This is a genomic window from Pseudomonas sp. NA-150 (genome assembly GCF_044336365.1).
Taxonomy (GTDB): Bacteria; Pseudomonadota; Gammaproteobacteria; order Pseudomonadales; family Pseudomonadaceae; genus Aquipseudomonas.
Genome location: NZ_CP172305.1, coordinates 5506058 through 5525472, shown reverse-complemented (window position 1 = coordinate 5525472; position 19415 = coordinate 5506058). Strand labels below are relative to the sequence as shown.

The 19415-nt window shown below is 59.1% G+C and carries 16 protein-coding genes; 1 reads left to right on the top strand and 15 read right to left on the bottom strand.

Features of this window, described 5'->3' with window-relative positions; genetic code table 11:
- Window position 1 precedes the first annotated feature (1 nt).
- A complete protein-coding gene (locus tag ACF0H7_RS25960; protein ID WP_397449694.1) occupies window positions 2-862 on the top strand; it encodes an efflux RND transporter periplasmic adaptor subunit in 861 nt (286 codons plus the stop codon).
- A 136-nt stretch (window positions 863-998) separates the two neighbouring features.
- On the opposite strand, the gene ACF0H7_RS25955 is transcribed toward ACF0H7_RS25960, so the two are convergent.
- From ACF0H7_RS25955 to alg8, 15 genes are all read right to left on the bottom strand, one after another.
- Window positions 999-2384, bottom strand: a complete 1386-nt coding sequence (locus ACF0H7_RS25955) for a hypothetical protein (protein WP_397449693.1) — start codon at window positions 2382-2384, stop codon at window positions 999-1001.
- Window positions 2385-2519: 135 nt separating this feature from the next.
- The gene (locus ACF0H7_RS25950) at window positions 2520-3053 is read right to left on the bottom strand and encodes a DUF2867 domain-containing protein (protein WP_397449692.1); all 534 of its coding nucleotides are present in this window, start codon (window positions 3051-3053) and stop codon (window positions 2520-2522) included.
- A complete protein-coding gene (locus ACF0H7_RS25945) occupies window positions 3050-3871 on the bottom strand; it encodes an SDR family oxidoreductase (RefSeq protein WP_397449691.1) in 822 nt (273 codons plus the stop codon). Before ACF0H7_RS25945 ends, ACF0H7_RS25950 begins: the two co-directional genes overlap by 4 nt.
- A complete protein-coding gene (locus tag ACF0H7_RS25940) occupies window positions 3872-4330 on the bottom strand; it encodes a multidrug transporter (protein WP_397449690.1) in 459 nt (152 codons plus the stop codon). It lies immediately after the preceding gene.
- A 199-nt stretch (window positions 4331-4529) separates the two neighbouring features.
- Complete coding sequence (locus ACF0H7_RS25935; RefSeq protein WP_397449689.1) at window positions 4530-5981, bottom strand: mannose-1-phosphate guanylyltransferase/mannose-6-phosphate isomerase; 1452 nt, start codon at window positions 5979-5981, stop codon at window positions 4530-4532.
- Window positions 5982-6052: 71 nt separating this feature from the next.
- Window positions 6053-6718, bottom strand: a complete 666-nt coding sequence (locus ACF0H7_RS25930) for an alginate O-acetyltransferase AlgF (protein ID WP_397449688.1) — start codon at window positions 6716-6718, stop codon at window positions 6053-6055.
- A gap of 12 nt (window positions 6719-6730) precedes the next feature.
- Window positions 6731-7906, bottom strand: a complete 1176-nt coding sequence (locus ACF0H7_RS25925; protein WP_397449687.1) for an alginate O-acetyltransferase — start codon at window positions 7904-7906, stop codon at window positions 6731-6733.
- A gap of 10 nt (window positions 7907-7916) precedes the next feature.
- Window positions 7917-9371, bottom strand: coding sequence for an MBOAT family O-acyltransferase (locus ACF0H7_RS25920; protein ID WP_397449686.1), 1455 nt, complete (start codon window positions 9369-9371; stop codon window positions 7917-7919).
- Window positions 9372-9570: 199 nt separating this feature from the next.
- A complete protein-coding gene (locus tag ACF0H7_RS25915) occupies window positions 9571-10692 on the bottom strand; it encodes a mannuronate-specific alginate lyase (RefSeq protein ID WP_397449685.1) in 1122 nt (373 codons plus the stop codon).
- Between the two features lie 7 nt (window positions 10693-10699).
- Window positions 10700-12133: an alginate O-acetyltransferase gene (locus tag ACF0H7_RS25910; protein WP_397449684.1), complete on the bottom strand. Its 1434-nt coding sequence runs from the start codon at window positions 12131-12133 to the stop codon at window positions 10700-10702.
- Window positions 12134-12145: 12 nt separating this feature from the next.
- A complete protein-coding gene (algG, locus tag ACF0H7_RS25905) occupies window positions 12146-13693 on the bottom strand; it encodes a mannuronan 5-epimerase AlgG (protein WP_397449683.1) in 1548 nt (515 codons plus the stop codon).
- Between the two features lie 25 nt (window positions 13694-13718).
- On the bottom strand, window positions 13719-15185 hold the full coding sequence (locus tag ACF0H7_RS25900; protein ID WP_397449682.1) for an alginate export family protein: 1467 nt from the start codon (window positions 15183-15185) through the stop codon (window positions 13719-13721).
- Window positions 15182-16597 carry an alginate biosynthesis TPR repeat lipoprotein AlgK gene (algK, locus tag ACF0H7_RS25895; protein WP_397449681.1) on the bottom strand — a complete coding sequence of 472 codons (1416 nt, stop codon included), beginning with the start codon at window positions 16595-16597 and terminating at the stop codon, window positions 15182-15184. Before algK ends, ACF0H7_RS25900 begins: the two co-directional genes overlap by 4 nt.
- Window position 16598: 1 nt before the next feature.
- Window positions 16599-17768: a PilZ domain-containing protein gene (locus ACF0H7_RS25890; RefSeq protein WP_397449680.1), complete on the bottom strand. Its 1170-nt coding sequence runs from the start codon at window positions 17766-17768 to the stop codon at window positions 16599-16601.
- A 39-nt stretch (window positions 17769-17807) separates the two neighbouring features.
- Complete coding sequence (gene alg8, locus ACF0H7_RS25885) at window positions 17808-19289, bottom strand: mannuronan synthase (protein ID WP_397449679.1); 1482 nt, start codon at window positions 19287-19289, stop codon at window positions 17808-17810.
- Window positions 19290-19415: the final 126 nt, after the last annotated feature.

Genomic DNA, 19415 nt, shown 5'->3' with positions numbered 1-19415 from the left:
GATGAAAAAGCTCTTCAGTCTGATCGCCACGTTACTGATCCTGGCTCTGGCCATCTGGATCGGTCGTACCCTGTGGATTCATTACATGGACACCCCGTGGACCCGCGACGGACGTGTGCGCGCCGATGTGATCAACGTTGCGGCCGACGTGACCGGTACGGTGGTCGATGTGCCGGTGCGTGATAACCAGCAGGTGAAGAAGGGCGATTTGCTGATGCAGATCGACCCGGATCATTACCAACTGGCGGTCAAGCAGGCGGAGGCGATGGTGGCTTCACGCAAGGCAACCTGGGAAATGCGCAAGCAGAACGCCACTCGCCGGGCCGACATGGACAGCATGGTGATCTCCAAGGAAAACCGTGAAGATGCCAGCAACACGGCTGCTTCCGCGCAGGCCGACTACCAACTGGCCCAGGCACAACTGGAATCAGCTCAGCTCAATCTGCAACGCACCCGCGTGTTGGCTTCGGTGGACGGGTACGTGACCAACCTCAACGTGCATCGCGGCGATTATGCGCGGATCGGCGAAGCGAAAATGGCCGTGGTCGACATGAACTCGTTCTGGGTCTACGGCTTCTTCGAAGAAACCAAATTGCCGCACATTCGTGTCGGCGATCCAGCGGACATGCAATTGATGAGCGGTGAGCTACTCAAAGGCCACGTCGAAAGCATCGCCCGCGCGATCTACGACCGCGACAACCCGGAAAGCCGCGAACTGATCGCAGACGTCAACCCGACGTTCAATTGGGTGCGACTGGCGCAGCGTGTACCGGTGCGTATTCATCTCGACAGCGTGCCGGAAGGCCTGGTGCTGGCGGCGGGGAGTACCTGTACGGTGATTGTGAATCCTGCGGTGAAGTGATGGGTTGACGGGATACTGATATGGCATTTTTGCCCCCGGTTCTTTGGGGCGCCCGCAGGGCATCGTCATGACAACATCCGGCTGAAGGCTGTGTGATGGCCGCGGGCAAAATTGTTCGCGACCATCGGTCTTGTCTCTATAGTTTGATGGCCAATATCGCGGCCCTACCTGAATAACTGCCTGCACAGAGCGCACGTGCCGGTTGTATAAATAGGGAGCCCTCGGATGGGTGAAATTTTCCACCTACAAGTACTCCTATACCGCCTCCTCCTGCAAAAGTAGTATCGAGCTTACCGGTTTTATCGTATCGGCCCAAGACATCTGAGCTTAAGTCCCAGCCAGTAACCAGAAGTTTACCATCGGAGTCGGGTTGAGCGGCCAGGTTCACCCATGTATCAAAGGGATCGGGCTGATCAATGATCTGCAAGACCGGTTTCCCCTTATTGAAGCTGATATCCATTTTTCCGTCGGTCCCACACTGACTGAGCATGGCAAACGCCGCTGACGGGTTCATACGACCGTGCGCTCCGCATAGTGCCAGCTTCTCCTCATTGTCTGATAGAAGGGCATGATAAGCATATGACTCACGCGGTTCGCCTTGGTCATGATCCCCTTGTATATCCAGAAAGCCCCTGTCGGCAAATTCTGTGTCCACTGTACCGTCTGCTTTAATCCGGGCAGCAAAAAGTGGAGTTGGCATATAACCCGTTGTGCCGTAGGTAAAGAAAGTGTTGTTCTTCTCTGAGTATGTGCACCCAACAAGAGAAATTCTTCGTTCGGGATGTGTAAATTCTATATATCCCCTATCTGGGTTCCCTGGAACATAAAAATCCTGGTCTAACGTGCCATCGGGTTTAACTCTTACCAGGTAGGCACGGTGGTAGGGGGAATCTTCAAATCCTGCGCTGCCTGAGAGAAAAATGTTACCGTCCGGTAACAGCGTGCACGACCGAGTGGACCATTGGTTGGCGCCTAGTCTTGATTTCATATAAGCGCCGATGGCAAAGATACCGCCAATGCCGAAACTCATGTCCATGCTGCCATCTTTTGTCAACTGAGATAAATAATAATTTTCCTCAAAGAGGCCGGGACTCACCTCGGACACTTGGCGGCCGCTTACCAGAATCCTGCCGTCTGGCCTTTCGTCAGTTTGCATAGGCATACTATAGCCGTCGTTATGAAATTTTATTTCCCAGGGTACGCCTTCAACATTCCCATTTTCATCCATTTGCATAATTGCTGCGTAGCCATTCTTCGGCTCTAGCCGAAGACCTTCGTAGATACTCACATAGTACTTGGACGGGTCAGACCTCATGGGGGCTATCGAAGAGGCATACACGGGATTATGACCGGCCACTGTGAATATACATTTGCCTTCAGTGCCGAAAGAATTGTCGAACTCCAGTGGATTTAGACCTCGGGGTAGGGCGTTGTCATTCGGCACATCTTCGGCGTAGAGGGTGCGATGACGGAGCGCTTCCAGTCTTTCCTGGTGAGTGCCGGTAAAAGGGGTTTTGTCCATGATAGCGAATCTCCTGGTCGAACCGAAGTATGGTTCGATACTCATTGACTCTAGTGTTGAAAAGTGCTGGCGTTAGATAGATTCGAAGCAGCTGTGCCGTTTTTATTTCGGATGTTTATTTAAAGTTCTGAGTCATTACATTGCAGCAATAATCTGCAGATACCGCCGCAACAACACCCGCACAATCACCCGATGTGCGGGCTTCACAAACACCATATACAAGCGTCCCAGCCAGTTCCGGTTATGCACCACGGTCGCCACCGTCAGCGCACAGCCTCGTTCGACAGACTGCCGATACACCGACACGCGCACTTCCAGATGGGTGTCCGCATCGCCGAGGATGACTTCGTTTTCGGCCAGATACAGCAAGGTGAATATCCCCACCCGATCGCCGACTCGATAATCTTCGATAGCTTTGTCGCGGCGCACATCACTCATCCCGCCAAGGTCTTTCAGGCCCAATTGTTTGACGATTTTGTTGCGCGCCAACATCAGGAAATTGATCCACGGTGGCGTCGAACCCAATACCTGCATGGCCAGTTTCAGCATCGAATCATTGTTGGCCGGGGTCAGCATCCGGTAGGCGTCGTGGTAACTGGCGCCTTGGCTGTAAGGATAGATTTCACTGCCAACCACAGGTTCGGTGACGGTCGGGCCGATGCGATTCATAGCGCGACGTCCAGCCCAAAGCGTTTGCGCAGGACTTTATCCAACAGGCTTTTGGGGATTAACCACGACAGCAACGGCATCGCTCGACTGCCGTTACCCAAGCGCAGCAAGCGTGGCGGCGTGTCTTTGTTCACGGCGGCGAGCAGGTCCAGGGCGAACTGCAAAGCGGGTGTTGGATTATCTTGCGAGGCGCGGGCGCGGGCTCGAATACCTTCGCGCAACGGCCACCAGGGCGACGACTCGACGATCAGTTGCTCGGCTTCACGAGTAGCGCTGGTGGCGAAACCGGTATCGATGGCGCCTGGCTGAACTTCCATCAAGCGCACGCCAAACGGCGCCAGTTCCAGGCGCAAGGCATCGCTCAGCGCATGTACCGCCGCTTTCGAGGCGCAGTACGCGCCAGCAAATGGGGTGACCAGCACGCCCGACACGCTGCCGATATTCACCACGATCCCTTTGCTGCGACGCAACAGGGGGAACAGCGCTCGAGTAACCCCGATCACCGCGAATACGTTGGTTTCGAACTGCCGGCGCATGGCTTCGACGCCGCCGTCAAGCAACGGCCCCATGGCGCCGTAACCCGCGTTGTTGATCAGCAGATCGAGGCCGCCGTGTTGCTCAAGTTGTGCCGCTAGCCGTTCAAGCGCAGCCGCGTCATTGACGTCCAACTCCACGCCGCTAAATCCGGCCGCATTCAGCGCCGCGACATCTTCGGCCTTGCGAGCCGTGGCCCACACGGTGTAACCGGCAGCGTTGAAAACATCCGCCAAAGCGCGGCCAATACCGCTGGAACAACCGGTGATCAGAGCGATGCGCATCTAAAAATTTCCTTGTAAGTGCTCGGCGCGAAACTCAACGGTTTGCGCGCGATAACCCGGGCGCAATGGCGGCAGCGGCAGACAGTCTTGCCAGTCACCGCCGGCCTTCAGCTCGCCAGGCCCGCGATAACGCGGGGCGGTGTAGACGTTGTCGGCCAGATTGACCGTATCCCCCGGCCGATAAGCTGCCACCCGCCAGCGTAGCGCCAGAAGCGGCACCTCATTGCCATTGTGCAGTTCGACGCGTAACGGATTATCGGCGGGGCATTGTTCCGGGGCATAGGTGAGGCGTAATTCAAGACGCTCCAACTGTCGGGTTTCCTGACTGTCCTGCCACACCACCCACAGCCCGACGACGCCCAGGCACACCGCTGCGGCCAACGACACCGGCAAGGCTTTGGCGGGATAGCGCAACAGCAGAATCAGCCAGGAAAGGATGAGAACGGCGCCGATCAGCATGGGAAGAGGGCCTTTGTGGTGCGGATAGTTATATCGTACAGAAGTGCCGCGCACCTGACATACCTTAGAAATACGATCATTTGTAGGAGCTACCAAAGGCTGCGATTAGGCCCGCACGGCCTTCGCGATTTAGATTGATCGCAGCCATCGGCAGCTCCTACAGATGATCTCGTTCTCGTGCGAGGCTGGTTACGCTATATCAGCGCACCACAGCTTTACCCTGCACGCCAATCTCGACCACATTGGAACGTCCATAAATGTCCTCAAAACGCTCGATGTCGTCTTCACCCAAATAGCTACCCGACTGCACCTCAATGATTTCCAGCGCGATCTTGCCTGGGTTGCGCAGGCGATGGACCGAGGCGATGGGGATGTAGGTGGATTGGTTTTCGGTGAGCAGGAACACCTTGTCGTCGCAGGTCACTTCTGCAGTGCCGGAGACCACGATCCAGTGTTCGGCACGGTGGTGGTGCATTTGCAGGGACAGGCAGGCACCCGGTTTGACCGAGATGTGCTTGACCTGAAAGCGTCCGCCCATGTCCACCGAGTCGTAGGAGCCCCACGGGCGGTAGACCTCGCAGTGGGTCTGGGTTTCGCTGCGGCCTTGATCGTTGAGGGTGTTGACCATCTGTTTGACCCCCTGAACCTTGTCCTTGTGGGCAATCATCATCGCGTCCTTGGTTTCGACGATGACGATGTTGTCCAGGCCGATGACCGAGACCAGTTTGCCGTTGCCGTGGATCATGCAGTTGCGGCTGTCTTGAATCACCACGTCGCCCTTGCTGACGTTACCGTCGTCATCCTTGTCCTGTACGTCCCACAGCGAAGACCAGCAGCCGACGTCATTCCAGCCAGCCGACAGCGGCACCACGCAGGCGCGTCGGGTTTTTTCCATCACCGCATAATCGATGGAGTTGTCCGGGCAGCAAGCGAAGGTGGCTTCGTCGATGTCGAGGTTGTCGCCGTTCTGTTGGCTGCGTTCCAGGGTTAGCAGGCAGGTGTCATAGATGTCTGGCTCGTGCTTTTTCAGTTCTTCCAGATAACGACTGGCGCGGAACAGGAACATGCCGCTGTTCCAGAAATAGCCTCCCGCATTGACGAACTCGCTGGCACGTTTCTCGTTGGGCTTCTCGACAAACTGCGCGACCCGACTGACGCCTTCCGGTAACAGGCTGTCAGGGCTGGATTTGATATAGCCATAGCCGGTTTCCGGTTTGGTCGCGGGAACGCCGAACAGCACCATTTCGCCGTTTTCGGCGGCAATGGTCGCCAGCGCGAGGGCACGTTGCAGGGCTTTTTGGTCGTCAATGACATGGTCGGCGGGCAGCACCAGCATCAACTCATCGCGACCTTCGTTGACCAGCTTCATGGCAGTGATCGCCACCGCAGGCGCAGTGTTGCGGCCGAAGGGTTCCATGAGGATCGCTTGACTCTGCAACCCAAGGCTTTCCAGTTGTTCATTGACGATGAACTGGTGGTCCTTGTTGCAGACCACGATCGGCGCCTGCATGCCATCAAAGGCCAGGCGTTCGACGGTTTGCTGAAGCAAGGTGTGTTCACCGGTCAGGGCGAGGAATTGCTTCGGGAACTGTTTGCGCGAAAGCGGCCAGAGTCGTGAGCCGCTGCCACCGGACAAAATGACTGGAATCATGTGTTTCTCCAAAGTAGTTCGAAGGGGGGTACGTCGGTTTCTGTCGTTTCAGTGTTGTTTTTGTTGCGGTCTCAGCGGGTTGCCACGGGAGGCTTGACCCACACCGAGGAGAGGCTGGTGCCGCTGCCGGTGACATACAGCACGGCAGCTTCGCCACGCTCCAGGGCAACGGGTTTCAGATCGCTGACTTTGTTGTCGCCGTCGTACAGCGCGAGGCTGACTTTCACCGGATTGATTTCGCGCTCGCCGCGGCCTTTGGCGGCAACGGCCGAGACCACATCAGTCTTGCCATCAGCGGTCTTCAGGGTTAGCGGTTTGTCACTGAGGTTCTGCACCCGGACCAGGGATTTCTGCTTGTTCTTGAACGGTGGCTCTTCCACCAGTTGCGGGGTGCCGCTGGTGGTGTTGACCAAGGTGTAATAGTGGTCGCTGGCCAGTTTCACCGGCACGGTCTGGCTGCCAACCTTGGCGCTGTAGTCACCTTGCGGCATGAAACTGAAGGCACTGCTGGCCAGTGGTGCGACCTCATTAAGACTGGTGTTGCCGATGCTGGCGCTGACCTCTGCGTTGCCGGCGTTATAGACGCGGATGAAGGTAGAACCTTTCGGCGCGGTCGGACCGTAAAGCGCTGCGTCGCCGCCCGCGAAGGCGTGAGCGGACAGCAAGCCGGCGACCAGGGCGCAGGCGGTGAACAGGTTTTTAGTGGTCGAGCGTGAAACGATAGTCTGTAGGGTCATGGGGTGGTCCTCTCAGTTTTGCGCCCGGTGGGGCGACTCGGAGTTGGTGGCGTTCAGGGCCATGTTTTGCAGCGAATCCTTGGATTTCTTCAGCTCGGCGATCCAGTGCGGATCGAACTCGCCGAGGTCGTTGTGGGCAGGCAGGTAGCGTTCAGGAAACTCCCAGATCAGCACTTGCGGCGGGTTGTTTTTGAAGGCGTCGGTGCGCAGGTACTTGAGCATCGGCAAAATCGGTCCGTGGCCGTCTTCGGCGTAATTCACCACGTCGCTGTGCAGCGCCTGTTGCAAGGCCCCGAGGAAATTCCAGTGCGGGTTGGCGCTGTAGCTGGTGCCGACCAGCGCGACCGGGACTTCGCTATCGCCGAACAAGGCGTCATCGCTTTTGCTCTCGGTCACAAGCGCCGTGGTGCTGCGTTGTTGCAGGGAGTCCGGGCTCGGCAGCAGGTTGCTGAACAGCGGATCCAGGGGCAGGAAGGTGGTCAGGTCGCCTTGGTAAGGCGTGGCGTCTTTGGCCTCGGTGATGAACTGTTGCGGCTCGCCGCTCAGTGGTGCGTGCTCGGCGATGGTGGCGCCCAGGCGTTGTGCGACGACGTCGGCACCCATCGGCGTCCAGTGGGTATCGGTGCGCAGGAACACAGGTCCGGTTTGCTTGGTGCTTTGCAATGGCGCCAACAAGTCCGGAGCGAGAATGCCGTCCTTGGCCATGCGTGCATGAAACTGTTGATACAGATCGGCGTGCAAAGCAGCAGGCACGGTGTCGCCGATGTGCTCCGGATACAGCCGGGTTTTCGCCGGCACGATGGCCATCACCAGTTGCACGCCTTGTTGTTTCAGCGCGTCGCTCACGCCACGGATCAATGCCAGATTGTCGGCTTCGTTCTGTTCGCTGCCGGCCACCGGGTTGAACTCTTCGTCGCTGTACAGCCATTGATCGCGACCCAGCACCACGCCGGGACGGCCTTCGTTGAACAGCTTGAAATCCAGCGCCGCCCACAGGTTGGTGCCCAGGCGCTTGATCGGAAACTGATCGTCGTAATGGGTCTCCGCTGCTTTAGTCCAGTGACCGTCGAGCACTGTGGTGTCGGCCGAGGTCGAGAAACTGCCGAAGCTGCGCAGCGACCAGGCGCCCAATGTCAGCAGGATGGCGAGGAACAGCGCGATATAGAGGATGCGGAATGAGCGGCTCATGACAGGCTCCTCAAAACTGGAAGTACAGGAACGGCGAGAAGCTCTGCGCCGAAAGTTTGAGAATCGAGGCCACGAACATCAGTAACACCAGCCCGCGAACGGCGTAGCGCGACCAGTCGACGGCTTGAACGCCATTGCCGATATTGTTCACTGGGAGTGGCATGGGGTTCGGCCGGTTGGCGTAGAAATCCCGCAGACCGAAAAACGCCAGCGTCAGGTAAGCCACGATCAACGTCGCCACTTGCAGACCCGTGACGCTGGCGCGGTTTAGTTCCGACAGTTGCCATTCGCTGAAGCTGAACATCGCGCCGTACATCCGCCCGGCGACGTGCAGGTTCTCAGAGCGAAAGATCACCCAACCCGTCACTACCAACAAAAAGGTCAGGGCCCAGCGGATCGGATTGAATGTGTGTGCCGAGGTGTTTAGCCCCAGGGCTTTTTCGATGGACAGCCACATGCCATGCCACGCGCCCCAGACGATGTAGGTGATGTTGGCGCCGTGCCACAGACCGCCGAGGAGCATGGTCAGAAACAGGTTGCGGTAGGTGTTGAACTTGCCGCCGCGATTGCCGCCGAGGGTGATGTACAGGTAGTCGCGCAGCCACGTCGACAGGCTGATGTGCCAGCGTCGCCAGAACTCGGTGATCGACTGGCTGATGTACGGCTGCTTGAAGTTTTCCATGAAACGAAAGCCCATCATCAAGCCCAGACCGATGGCCATGTCGCTGTAACCGGAGAAGTCGAAATACAGTTGCGCGGTATAGGCCAGCGCGCCGAGCCAGGCGTCGCCAGTGGTCGGCTGTTGCAGGGCGAAACAATGGTCGGCGACCACGGCCAGGGTGTCGGCGATGAACACTTTCTTGATGAAACCCTGCATGAACCGCGTGGCGCCTTCAGAGAACTTGTCGAGGGTGTGGGTGCGGTTGTTGAACTGGTCGGCCAGATCACGAAAGCGCAGCACCGGCCCGGCGATCAGGTGCGGAAAGATCGCAACAAAGGCGGCGAAGTCGATCAGGTTTCGCGTCGCCGGGGTATCACCGCGGTAGACGTCGATGATGTAGCTGATCGATTCAAAGATGTAGAACGAGATGCCGATCGGCAGCAGCACGTGGGTCAGGATGAACGGTTCCAGGCCGAACGAGGTCATGATCGCGTTCAGGCTGTCCACGCCGAAATTGGCGTATTTGAAATAGCCGAGGATGCACAGGTCAACGGCCACGCCAAGCAACAGCCAGCGCTGGGCCGGTTTGCTGCGTACACCTGCGGCACCGACCTTGAGGCCGATCCAGTAATTCCACAGGGTCACGCCGGCAAACAGCGCGAGAAAGTCCACCCGCCACCAGGCGTAAAACACGTAGCTGGCAACCAGCAGCAGCAAATTGCGATAACGCTGCCCGCTCAAGTAGTACAAGCCGAGGAATACCGGCAAGAACAAGAACAGGAACACGTTGGATGAGAAAACCATCCTTAACCTCTCCGTAGGTGCAACAGTCAAGGGCCACAGCCCCCCCAAACCCCCCGTGAAAAAAGGGGATGTATTGCGTTACAACAGGCAGTGATTTTTCTGTAGGAGCCAACGTGTTGGCGATGGGGCTGACGCGGTGTGACTGGCAAACCGCCTCGCCAACAAGTTGGCTCCTACAGGGATCAACAGCGCAGTCGTGTCAGCCGCCTTTATTGCCCTTCTCATGCGCCGGGTCGTACACCCGGGTCAGGTCGCCGCCAAGACGGAAGGTCTTGAACGGTTCCATTGAGTGCTTGCGATCCAGCACCTCGGGCGGGCAGGTGTAGAGTGAGCAGTAGGGTTCCAGCCAGGCGAATTTGTCGTTGATCTTCAGGTCGGTCATGTCCTGCTTCTCGCCATTGCGCTGAGTGAAGGCGGTCGAGTCCTTGACTCCGCTCAGCACCCGCTGGCCCAACCGCTGCAAGGCACCGTTGTTTTCTGCGCGCAGGTCGACGCCGTTGGCCTGGGCAAAACTGGCGATCATTGCCATCGGCGGCAGGGCGTAGTTGTGATAGGACAGCGCGCGCTGTTTGCGCTTGAGCTCGTTGGGCAGGAAGCCGTCTTTGTCGATCTGGTTGGCGCCGATGCGGTACTCCTTCACTGACCAGTCGAACAGGTCGCGGCGGTTGGTCACCACCGAAGTCGCCATCACCGACCAGGCGGCCCAGTAGGTGTGGTTGTTGTTCTGGTCCAGCGGCAGGTTGTCCCAGTCGCTGACTACTTGATCGGCGAGCGTGCTGAACCAGTGTTCGATGACCTGTGCCTGTTGCTGATGTGCCGCCAACGGGTGCGAATCGGAGAATTTCAGGTGCAGGTAAGACGACGACATACTGCCCAGCGCCCATTTGCGCATCGACTTGCCAGTGTGGTTGAAGTCCTTCGACTCCAGCGCATCGGCCTTGGCCCAGCTGGTCAGCAGGTTCAAGACACAGTCGAGCTGTTCCGGTCGCCCATCACGCATGTACTGCATGACTATTTTTGCGGTGTCCTGCTCGACTTTGGTGATGCTGGCGGTGGCGTCGCGGAAGGCCTTTTCCGAGTCTTCGTTGAGTGTCGAACGGGACTTGTCCGAGCCTTCGTACTTGCTGCGAAAGATCAGTTTGTCGGTGTAGGGCGCTGGAATTGCCGCACAGCTAAAGGAGCTGTCGCCGGACTTGGGCTTTTCGATAGCCGCTAGATATCCCTGTGGCGGGACCAATGCTTGCGCGGCAGACGCAGCGTTGGTCGCGGCCATCAAGGCGCTGGCGAGCAGGGTGGGGACGATCAGTTTTCGAGTATGCATACAGGCCTCATAATCCGGCTTGCGCAGTTGAGCGCGCAGGGGCGGGGAACACGTTGCGTTTGCAGATTTTCGCTTCGACTTGTTGGGGGGCGGTGCCCGCTTCCGGGCCCTGGACTTCCACGGCGAGCAATTGCTGGTCAGCCCAGTCTTTGTCGTCGCGCAGTTCAAAGGCAAAGCGCCCGTCGGTGTCGGATGTTTCCGGTTTCTCGATTTTCAGGTCTTCATGCCGGCCGTTCATGTACCAGAGCCGGGCATGCAGGGTTTTCACCGAGGTATCGGCGAAGCGAATGTCGACCTGGTTGCTGCCGTTGCGCACGTCCTTGATGCCGTTCTTGCCATTGACCAATAACTCGTTGGCGCCCGGTTTGAGTGTGGTGCTATTGCTCATCAGTGCGGGCTTGCCCTCGCAGCCGTTGTCCAGCAGCGACATCATCTGTCGGTAGATGGTTTCCTGATCCAGGCGGTACAGCGGCGAGAATTCCCAAATCAGGATTTTCGGTGGTTTCTTCTGGAAGTCATCGCTGCCCAGGTATTGCAACATCGAGCCTTCGAGACCACCGCCGGGGAAGGCAACGTTGAGAATGTCGGCGCCGATGTACTCCTCAAGGAAACCCGAGAAGTTGTAGTTCTTGCCACTGTGGCTGGTGCCGACCAGGGTAATTTGCGGGTTGCCGGCGTCGCCGAATAAATCGCCGTCGGCTGCCTCGCCCTTGGGCTCGGTGACGAACTGGTCCATGTACTGGATCGCGTAACTGGTGCCGCACAACTGCCCGGCCATGTTGTGCAGGGTCCCGGTTTTGCCCATGCGTCCGGACAGATGGCTTTCGAATTCACGCGTGGGGATTTCGGCGAAGCCGGGCACTTGCCTGACCTTCTCGGCGACGATTTTTGCCGTGCGTTGCGCGCCGTACGGCGTCCAGTGCTGATCGCCGCGGAAGTAGAAGTCGTGCGCTTGCTGCTCATTGGTCAGCGGCGAAAGATCCGGCACCCAGAAGCCCATTTTGCTGAAACGGCCAAGCATCGCCTGATAACTCTTCAGCGCTTTTTCATAGTCGAACTTGTCGCGTTCGGCCGGGAACAGTTTGTTGCGATCCACCAGCCCGCGGGTCGGTTGGTACACGATGACCAGCTCGACGCCTTTGCTTTTGAAGGCGTCGTGCAGCTGTTGCAGGCGACGATAGCCTTCGGGCGTGGTGTCGAATTCGGTGCGCAAATCTTCTTGAGTGCGGAACAACCAATCGCCTTGCGCTTGCACCAGCGTGGTGAAATTTTGCTGATAGCGGGTGGTGTAGTTTTTTGCATCGAGTGCCTCGGGGCACAGGTTGCAGCACGGGTCGGCCGAATAGGTCGGCGCGTCGTCGGCCCATGCCCCAGCCGTGGCGGCAAGCATGGCGGCGGCGAGGCCGGAGAGGCTGAGTAGTTTGATCAGTCGAGCAGGCATAAATGGATTTCCTCAGTCCCGGAGGTCGGTCTGGCGTTCGACCGGGTCGATCAACACGGCTTTTTTCTGGCGCACCAACAGGTCGAGAATTTCGTCCTGACGCTCGCCGAGAATGCCGTTGAAGGTGATGCCATTGGCTTTGGTCGGCGCGAGCATCGACACTCGGTACAGTTCGACACTCAATGGCGAGTCGATGGACAGCGGCCCCGAACCATTGGCCGCCAGTTCGCCGCCGACCAGGATCAGCGACACCTCGGTATCGAAGGGGTCGAGTTTGATGTCGCGGTCGGTGTCGCTCAGGTCCTTGATGTGCCCGTAGACGCCGACCAGTCCGTTGCCCATGGCGACGTTTTCATAGAGACGGATGTTGACGCTGTTGCGCACCCGAATGCCGTGCCGCCGATTGCTGATAACCCGGTTGCCCCAGAGCAGGTTGTCGCCGCTCTCGTACAGGGTGATGCCGTCGGTGTGGTTCTGGTAAATCTCGTTGTCGGCGATCAGGTTGTTCACGCTGTTACGGTCGATAACCAGGCCCGACAAGTGGTTGTCGTAGCTGCGGTTGTTGAAGATGAAGCTGTTGTTGACCTCACGGGAAACGATGATCCCGTGCTTCTTTTGGGTTCCGTAGACCGTGTTGTCGGCGATGATCAGGCCGTGGGAGCGGTCGTGCGGGTCGATGCCGTAAACGATGTTGTCGCGATAGGTATTGCTTTTGATCACCACGTCACGCGCTTCATAGCAGTAGAAGCCGTACCACATGTCCGAGAACTGCGAGCCGATGATCCAGCCAGTCGGTTCCGGGCGCTTCAGCACTTTGGCCATGTTCGGCGTGTACTGGGAAATACTCACGCCGTAAGACTTGCTGCTGGCGTAACCGAAACTGGCGAGCTGGCTGTTGACGATGTACGTCTCGGTGCCGCCCCAGGCCAGCAGGAACGGGCGAAACTCTGTCGGCGTGCGGAAGGTCGCGGGGCCGTTATCGGCTTCGCGCCAGCCGGTGACTTTGGTGTCGCGGATGAACAACTGGCCATCGTTGATCATGAACGCCCCGGCTTCCTGGGACAGGCGCAACTCCTCGGTCTTGCCGTCGATCTCAAGGATGCCCTTGCGTCCAACCACAATCGGCAGCCGGGCAAGAAATACACCGGGTGAGGTTTCGCGGACGACATTGGGCAGGCGTTTGCTCAGGTCGCGCAGGTTGAGGTAACCGTCGTCGACGAAGAGGGCTTGAGGGATGCCGTGTTGGCGCGCTACCCATTCGACCATCTTGTTGTCGCCGCCGATGAAATCCTTGAGTGCGTCTTCCTGCATCATCGGTTTGATGCTGACCTTGCCGGGTTTGCTGCGAACGATCTTCGCCGCGACGGCTTCGGCGGTGTAGCCGGAGAGGTCGGGCAGTGTTGGTTTGGCCAGCTCCAGCGACTCGCTCGGGGCGTCGGTCACGGTGTAGGTCTTGGCCTGCTGCAAGCCCTTGGCCAAAATCGCCGGCGTATCGGCATAGGCCGTCGCACAGCAAAGCAGCAGGGCGCTGGCCAGCAGGCTGGTGGTCGGATGGTTCATCGTTTGACTCCCATTGCGGCCTGCATCAGAAGCGCCAGATGACATCGACGAACGCGCGATGCATGTATGAATCGACGTTGCTGCCATAGGCGTCGCCGGGCTTGAACACGCCACCGCGCAAGCGCACCAGGGCCGACGGTTCATCAATGGACTGGCTCAGCGCGGCCGGTAGCAGGCCTTGCTTGAAGTACTTGGTGACCACCAGATCCATTTCCTGGCCCAGGTCTTTCTTGCCGTCCATCAGTGGCAGCGAGGTGCTGGAGGTCACGCCGTCTTCGGCGTTGAAGGTGTTTTCCACGGCGTCGATGCCGGTGCTGCCGACGGGCTTGTTGCCGTCGACGCGCCAGAATTTGTGGTAGACCAGACTGGCGTCGTATTCGTCGCGTAACTGCCAAGAGCCGAACAGAGTGGCGGTCTGCAGGTTGTTCATCTCGCCACGGAACGCTTCGCCAAATCGATGCAGGCGCGAGCGGGTGCCGGTGTAGTTCGAGCGATTACTTTCCAGACCGTTTTGCTCGTAGTCGCCGCTGGCGCGGGCATAGGCCGCACCGACTTGCCAATTCGGGTCCAGGCGCAGGCGCAGACCCAGGTCAGTGGCCCAACCGTTGACGTTGTCGTGGCGCTTGTCACCGGCGACGGTCACGCCGTTTTGCGACGAGGGCGAGGTGCTGTCGCGATGACCGCTGAGCCCGGTGAGGCTGGCCCAATAGTTGACGGTGTTGGTGTTGCGAAAGTTGTAGGCGTCGCTGTTGGCTTCGAGGCCGACCCAGGTCAGGTCGCCGTTTTCGGTTTTGTCCAACGAGTCGACTTGCTCGGCGCCGGTCTTCAGTTTGCCGTCGTCGTGGGTGTGGTGGGCACGCAGTCCGACCCATTGACCCGGCGTCCATTGCGTCGAGATATCGCCGAAAATATGCAGGCGGTCTTTATCTCGCGGCGCCAGTTCCGAGAGGTCGGTGCGGTATTCGCTGAAGCGTTCTGCCGCGCCGAGATTGGCCCTTAGCAAGGTGGTGTCGAAGGTCCAGTTCAGCGCTTCGATGTTGGTGTCGCGCCACTGCCCGTCGTCATTGCGCAAGCGTTGACGACCGAAACGCAGTTGCTCGCCTGGGTAAGGCGTGAAGCCTTTGTAGCCGACCCAGAATTCGCGCAAGGCCAGATAGCTTTTATCGGGCTTGCGCTTGTCGCTGCTGCTGTCATCGGCTTTTTGCAGGGTGTCGGTTTCGATAATGTCAGTGGCCGTCACTGCCTGGCCCATGACGTAGGCACTCCAGTCACCGCGCTCGCCATACGCCCACGGACGCAAGTCCAGACCGAGGCCGTTGACATCGCCACCGCCACGGGTGCCGAGGTCGCGGTCGTCTTCGGATTGGCCGGTGATCTTCACTTCCAGGCCAAAGTTTTTGGTTTCGGTGAGGTCGGCTGCCAATGCGACACTGGCCGAGAGCAACGACAGACTCAGGCTCAGCCCGGCGGTCATCCACGGATTAAACTTCATAAGGCTTCCTCGCCGTCTACAGACTGCAGCACATTCAGGGCACGCGCGTTTTGCGCAGAGGTGCCGCGCAACTGTTGCTCGTGTTGCAGCAACTGCTGGGCTTCGGCGCGCTGTACCGGCGGTAGTTGTTCATTGAGTTGCTGGGCCAGATCGGTGGCTGCCGGGGTGCCTTGGGCCAAGGCGAGCTGGCTGAAGACAAAGGCGTTGACCAGATTTGGTCGGGTGCCGTGGCCTTGGGAGAACAATTGCGCGAGGGCAAAGTCGGCGCTGTTCTGGCCGCCGCGTGCAGCGATCAGCAGTTGCTCGACAGCCTTCTGCGATTCGACGCGACCGAGATAACCACGGCGATAAATCTGGCCCAGGTAGTAATGCGCGGCAATTTCGCTGCCCGCAGCTTTTTGCAAATGGACCTCGGCTTGTCTGGCATCCGGTAACACCCATTTGCCTTCGTAATAGAGCTTGCCCAACAGCAATTCGGCGCGGGGCTGGTCTGCCGCACGGCCGTTGTCCAGGTACGTCATCATGGTCTTCACGTCACCCAGTTCCGGGAAGTCATACAGCAACTTTGCCAGGGTCACCCAAGACACCGGATACCCCGGCGCCACGCCTTGCAACAGACGCTGCGCGGTTGTGGCGTCGGGCTTGCCAAGGTCGGCATCGGCCAAGACCCGGGCGACGCCATCGACCCGTTGCGCGGACACCCGGCCTGCGGCATGGGCGTTTTCCAGTTGGGCGATCAGGGCGTTCTGTTGTTCGGTCTGCCCGCGTTTCTGATAGACCGTGGCCAGTTCGACGTAGCAGATATCGGTGGCGCTCAGCGCCGCCTTGCACAGCCGTTCGACGTCATCCAGATGCTGGTCGTAGGTGTTCTGCGTGCGATAGAGCAGTACCTGCGCCAGGTTCGCTTCCGGGTAACGGGCGGCTCGCCATTTATCGATCTGCTGTTGCGCGCTGACCTTGGGGAAACTCTGCGGGTATTGCAGGTAGAGCATCGCCAGCGGGATCAGGGTGCCGCCTTCGCCATTGGCAAAGGCTTTTTTCAGCAGGCCTTCGGCTTCCTGATGTTCGGCTTCGGTGGCATCCGGACGCGCGACCAGCAAGCGCCCCAGACGAGCCTGCGCCCGAGGCGAGGTGTCAGCGGCGGCACGGTAGGTGGCTTCGGCCCGTTTCAATTGTTCCGGGTCACGGGTTTCGACCTGAATGTCGGCCAGTCCGACCTGCGCATCGCTGTAACCGAGGTCTGCCAGTTGCCGGTAGTTCTGCGCCGCCAGCGCTGTATCGCCACGTTTGAGCGCTTCATTGGCCAGGCGTTGATCGGGCAAACCGGCGCAGCCGCTCAGGCCGATGGCCATGGCGAGGCTCAGCAGGGCTGGCGTCGACAGGGTTCGGAGTGGACGTAGAGACCCCGTCATGTCAGAGACTCGCGGCCGTGGCTTTGTCGATCAGCCAGTTCAGCGAAGGGCCACGATCACTGGTGACTTCCACCGGGCGCCCGGACAGCCCGCTGCTCAGGGCTTCATCCGGTTTGATCTGCACGCGGATGTCGGTGGACAAGTCGACGCTGCTCAAGTTGGCGCTGCTGATGATCGTGCCACCGCGCACGCTGTCATCACCGGCGACCTGGAAGTTGACCCGGGCACCGGGACGGACGTCGGCGAACTGGCGGTAGGTAAAACGAGCGTCGATGTTGGCATTGGTATTACGCGGCACCAGCTGGAAAATCACCGCGCCTTTGCCGGCGAACTGACCGTCCGCCACCAGCTGTTTGGCGACCACGCAATCGCAGGGGCTGGTCAATGTGCCGCTCAACTGGCGAGCGAACAGTTCTTCGATTTTCGCCGGTTGCAGCTGTGCGTCGTCCAGATGGTCCTTGAGCATTTCCAGCATGCTGGTGTTGAACGAAGCCAGCGGCGCACCTTTGGCGACGATGCCATCGGCGCCGACCAGACTTTGCACCGTGCCTTCGCGGGGCATGGTCACGTCCATGCTCGCCACGCTGACCACACCGGCGGAGGCGTGGCTGACGAAGTACAGGCCGTACACCGATTTGGCGATAAAGCCGAACGCCACCAGACCCACGGCGAAAATCCCCAGGCTGAAGGTCATGGCCTTCATGCGCCCGAAAGCGCTCATGCCGCTGCCGCCGTCCTTGAGCTTGCGCGCCTTGGTGAAGTTGTCGCGCTGCAAGGTGGCGAGCACTTCGCCCATGCTGATCAGGTCGCCGCTCAGGTGCGAGGTGATCAGGTGGCGCAGGGTGGCGATGTCTTGTTGTTGCAGGTGTTGAAACTGGCAGCCGGCGCGTCCGGTACGTGGGTCGAACGATCGGATTTGCAGTTCGACGTCCATGGCCAGGCCGAGGTTATCGATGACGAATTGCAGACGCGCTTTGTGCACCTCGCCTATGGTCAGGCGTTGTTGCCCGGCATTGAAACTGAGGCCCCCGGCGGACAGATCCTCGACCTGTGCTTCGAGCGGCGTGCGCTCGCTGCCGAAGAACCGCAACCTGGCCGGGATCTTGATCCGGGCATGTTGGCGTTGGGCTTCTGATTCGTGCACGACATTGGCATTCACGGCGTTATTCATGGCGTAGCTCCTACTTAATCAATTGATCCATTGGGCCGGTCAAACCATCGTCAGCAGCACAGCGACGAAAATGCTGGCGGCTGAGAAGGTCATGGTCCGAGACGACCAGGTGTTGAACCAACGTTGAAAGCTGGCCAGGTCGCGAGTGAGTTTGGTGTCCTGGCGGGTCCAGGATTGCTGGTCGAGGCGGAAGAACACGTAGATCTTCACCAGCGCGCCGACGATCTGGTTGTAATAAAGAATTGCCGGGTACGCGGGGCCGATGTTGTGCCCGGTGCAGGACAGCAACAGGGTCAGGATGAAGCGGGTCAGACCGATCCACAGCAGGTACACGAGGATGAAGGTCACGCCGTATTTGAAGCTGGCGATCAGGGCAACGGTCAGGCCGAGGATTGAGGTCCACATCGACACGCGCTGGTCGAACAGCACCACGCTGGTGAACAGACCCAAGCGGCGAATGCCCAGGCCCAGCGCGCGCGAGTTCTGCCGCAGGTTGTTGCCGTACCAGCGAAACATCAGCTTGCGACTGGCCTTGATGAAGCTCTTTTCCGGCGGGTGCTCGACGGTGTTGATCGCCGCATCGGGCACGTAGAAGGTGTCGTAGCCCAGGCGCATCAGGCTGAACCAGCTGGACTTGTCGTCGCCAGTCAAAAACTTGAACGTGCCCAGGCGCCAGTGGTTCAAAGAGTCGCTTTCGACGTCGGCGATGAAGTCTGGGTTGGTCACTACTTCGGCGCGGAATACCGACATACGCCCGGTCATGGTCAGCACGCGTTTGGACAGGGCCATGGAGCACATGTTGAGGTGACGCTGGGCGAAGCGCAGTTTGTGCCACTCGCTCATGATGTAGCCGCCGCGCACTTCGCAGAATTCGTTGGTGGTCAGCCCACCAACGTTGCCGAACAATTGGAACCACGGCACGGTCTTGCGCACGACACCGGGGCTGAGCACGGTGTCGCCATCGATCACGGCCACCACGGCGCGGGCATCGGGCAGGTGGCGGGAAATCGCGCGGAAGCCATAGGCCAGACCATCACGTTTGCCGGTGCCGGCGATGCGCACGAAGTCGAGCTTCACCCGGTCGGGCGGATTGAGCTTGGCCCATAGGCTCTTGACCAATAGCTCGTCAGACATTTCCACAAGGGAGCAGACCACGGTGGTCGGGTAGCCGCATTCGATGGCTTCACGAATCACCGAGCGGTAGACCTGCGCGGTGGTCAGGGCGTCGATGCGGAAACTGGTGACCATCAGAAACACATGGGACGGATCAGCCGCGCTGCCCAGCTTGCGCACTTTGCGCCGCAGGTATGGGTAGACCAGGTACAGAAACAGCATGCCGCGAACGAAATGCGTCGCGCCCATGGAGTAGCGCCAGATGCCGACGAAGCCAATCAGCAGCAGGAAGTCCTTCGACTGCGGATCGAAGAGACTGGTGGGTAACGCCAGGGCGATACCCATGAGAAAACTGAGGTAAAACAGCCAGCCGGCGGCCTGGAGAAGGCCGTGCTTGAGCCTGAGCATAATCTGCGTCCGTGTTGAAATCGGGGGTGTAGATCTCGGGCTGACTCGATCCCTGTAGGCGCTGCCGAATGCTGCGATCCATACGGCCGGGAGGCCGTTCCGGCCTTTCGCAGCCTTCGGCAGCTC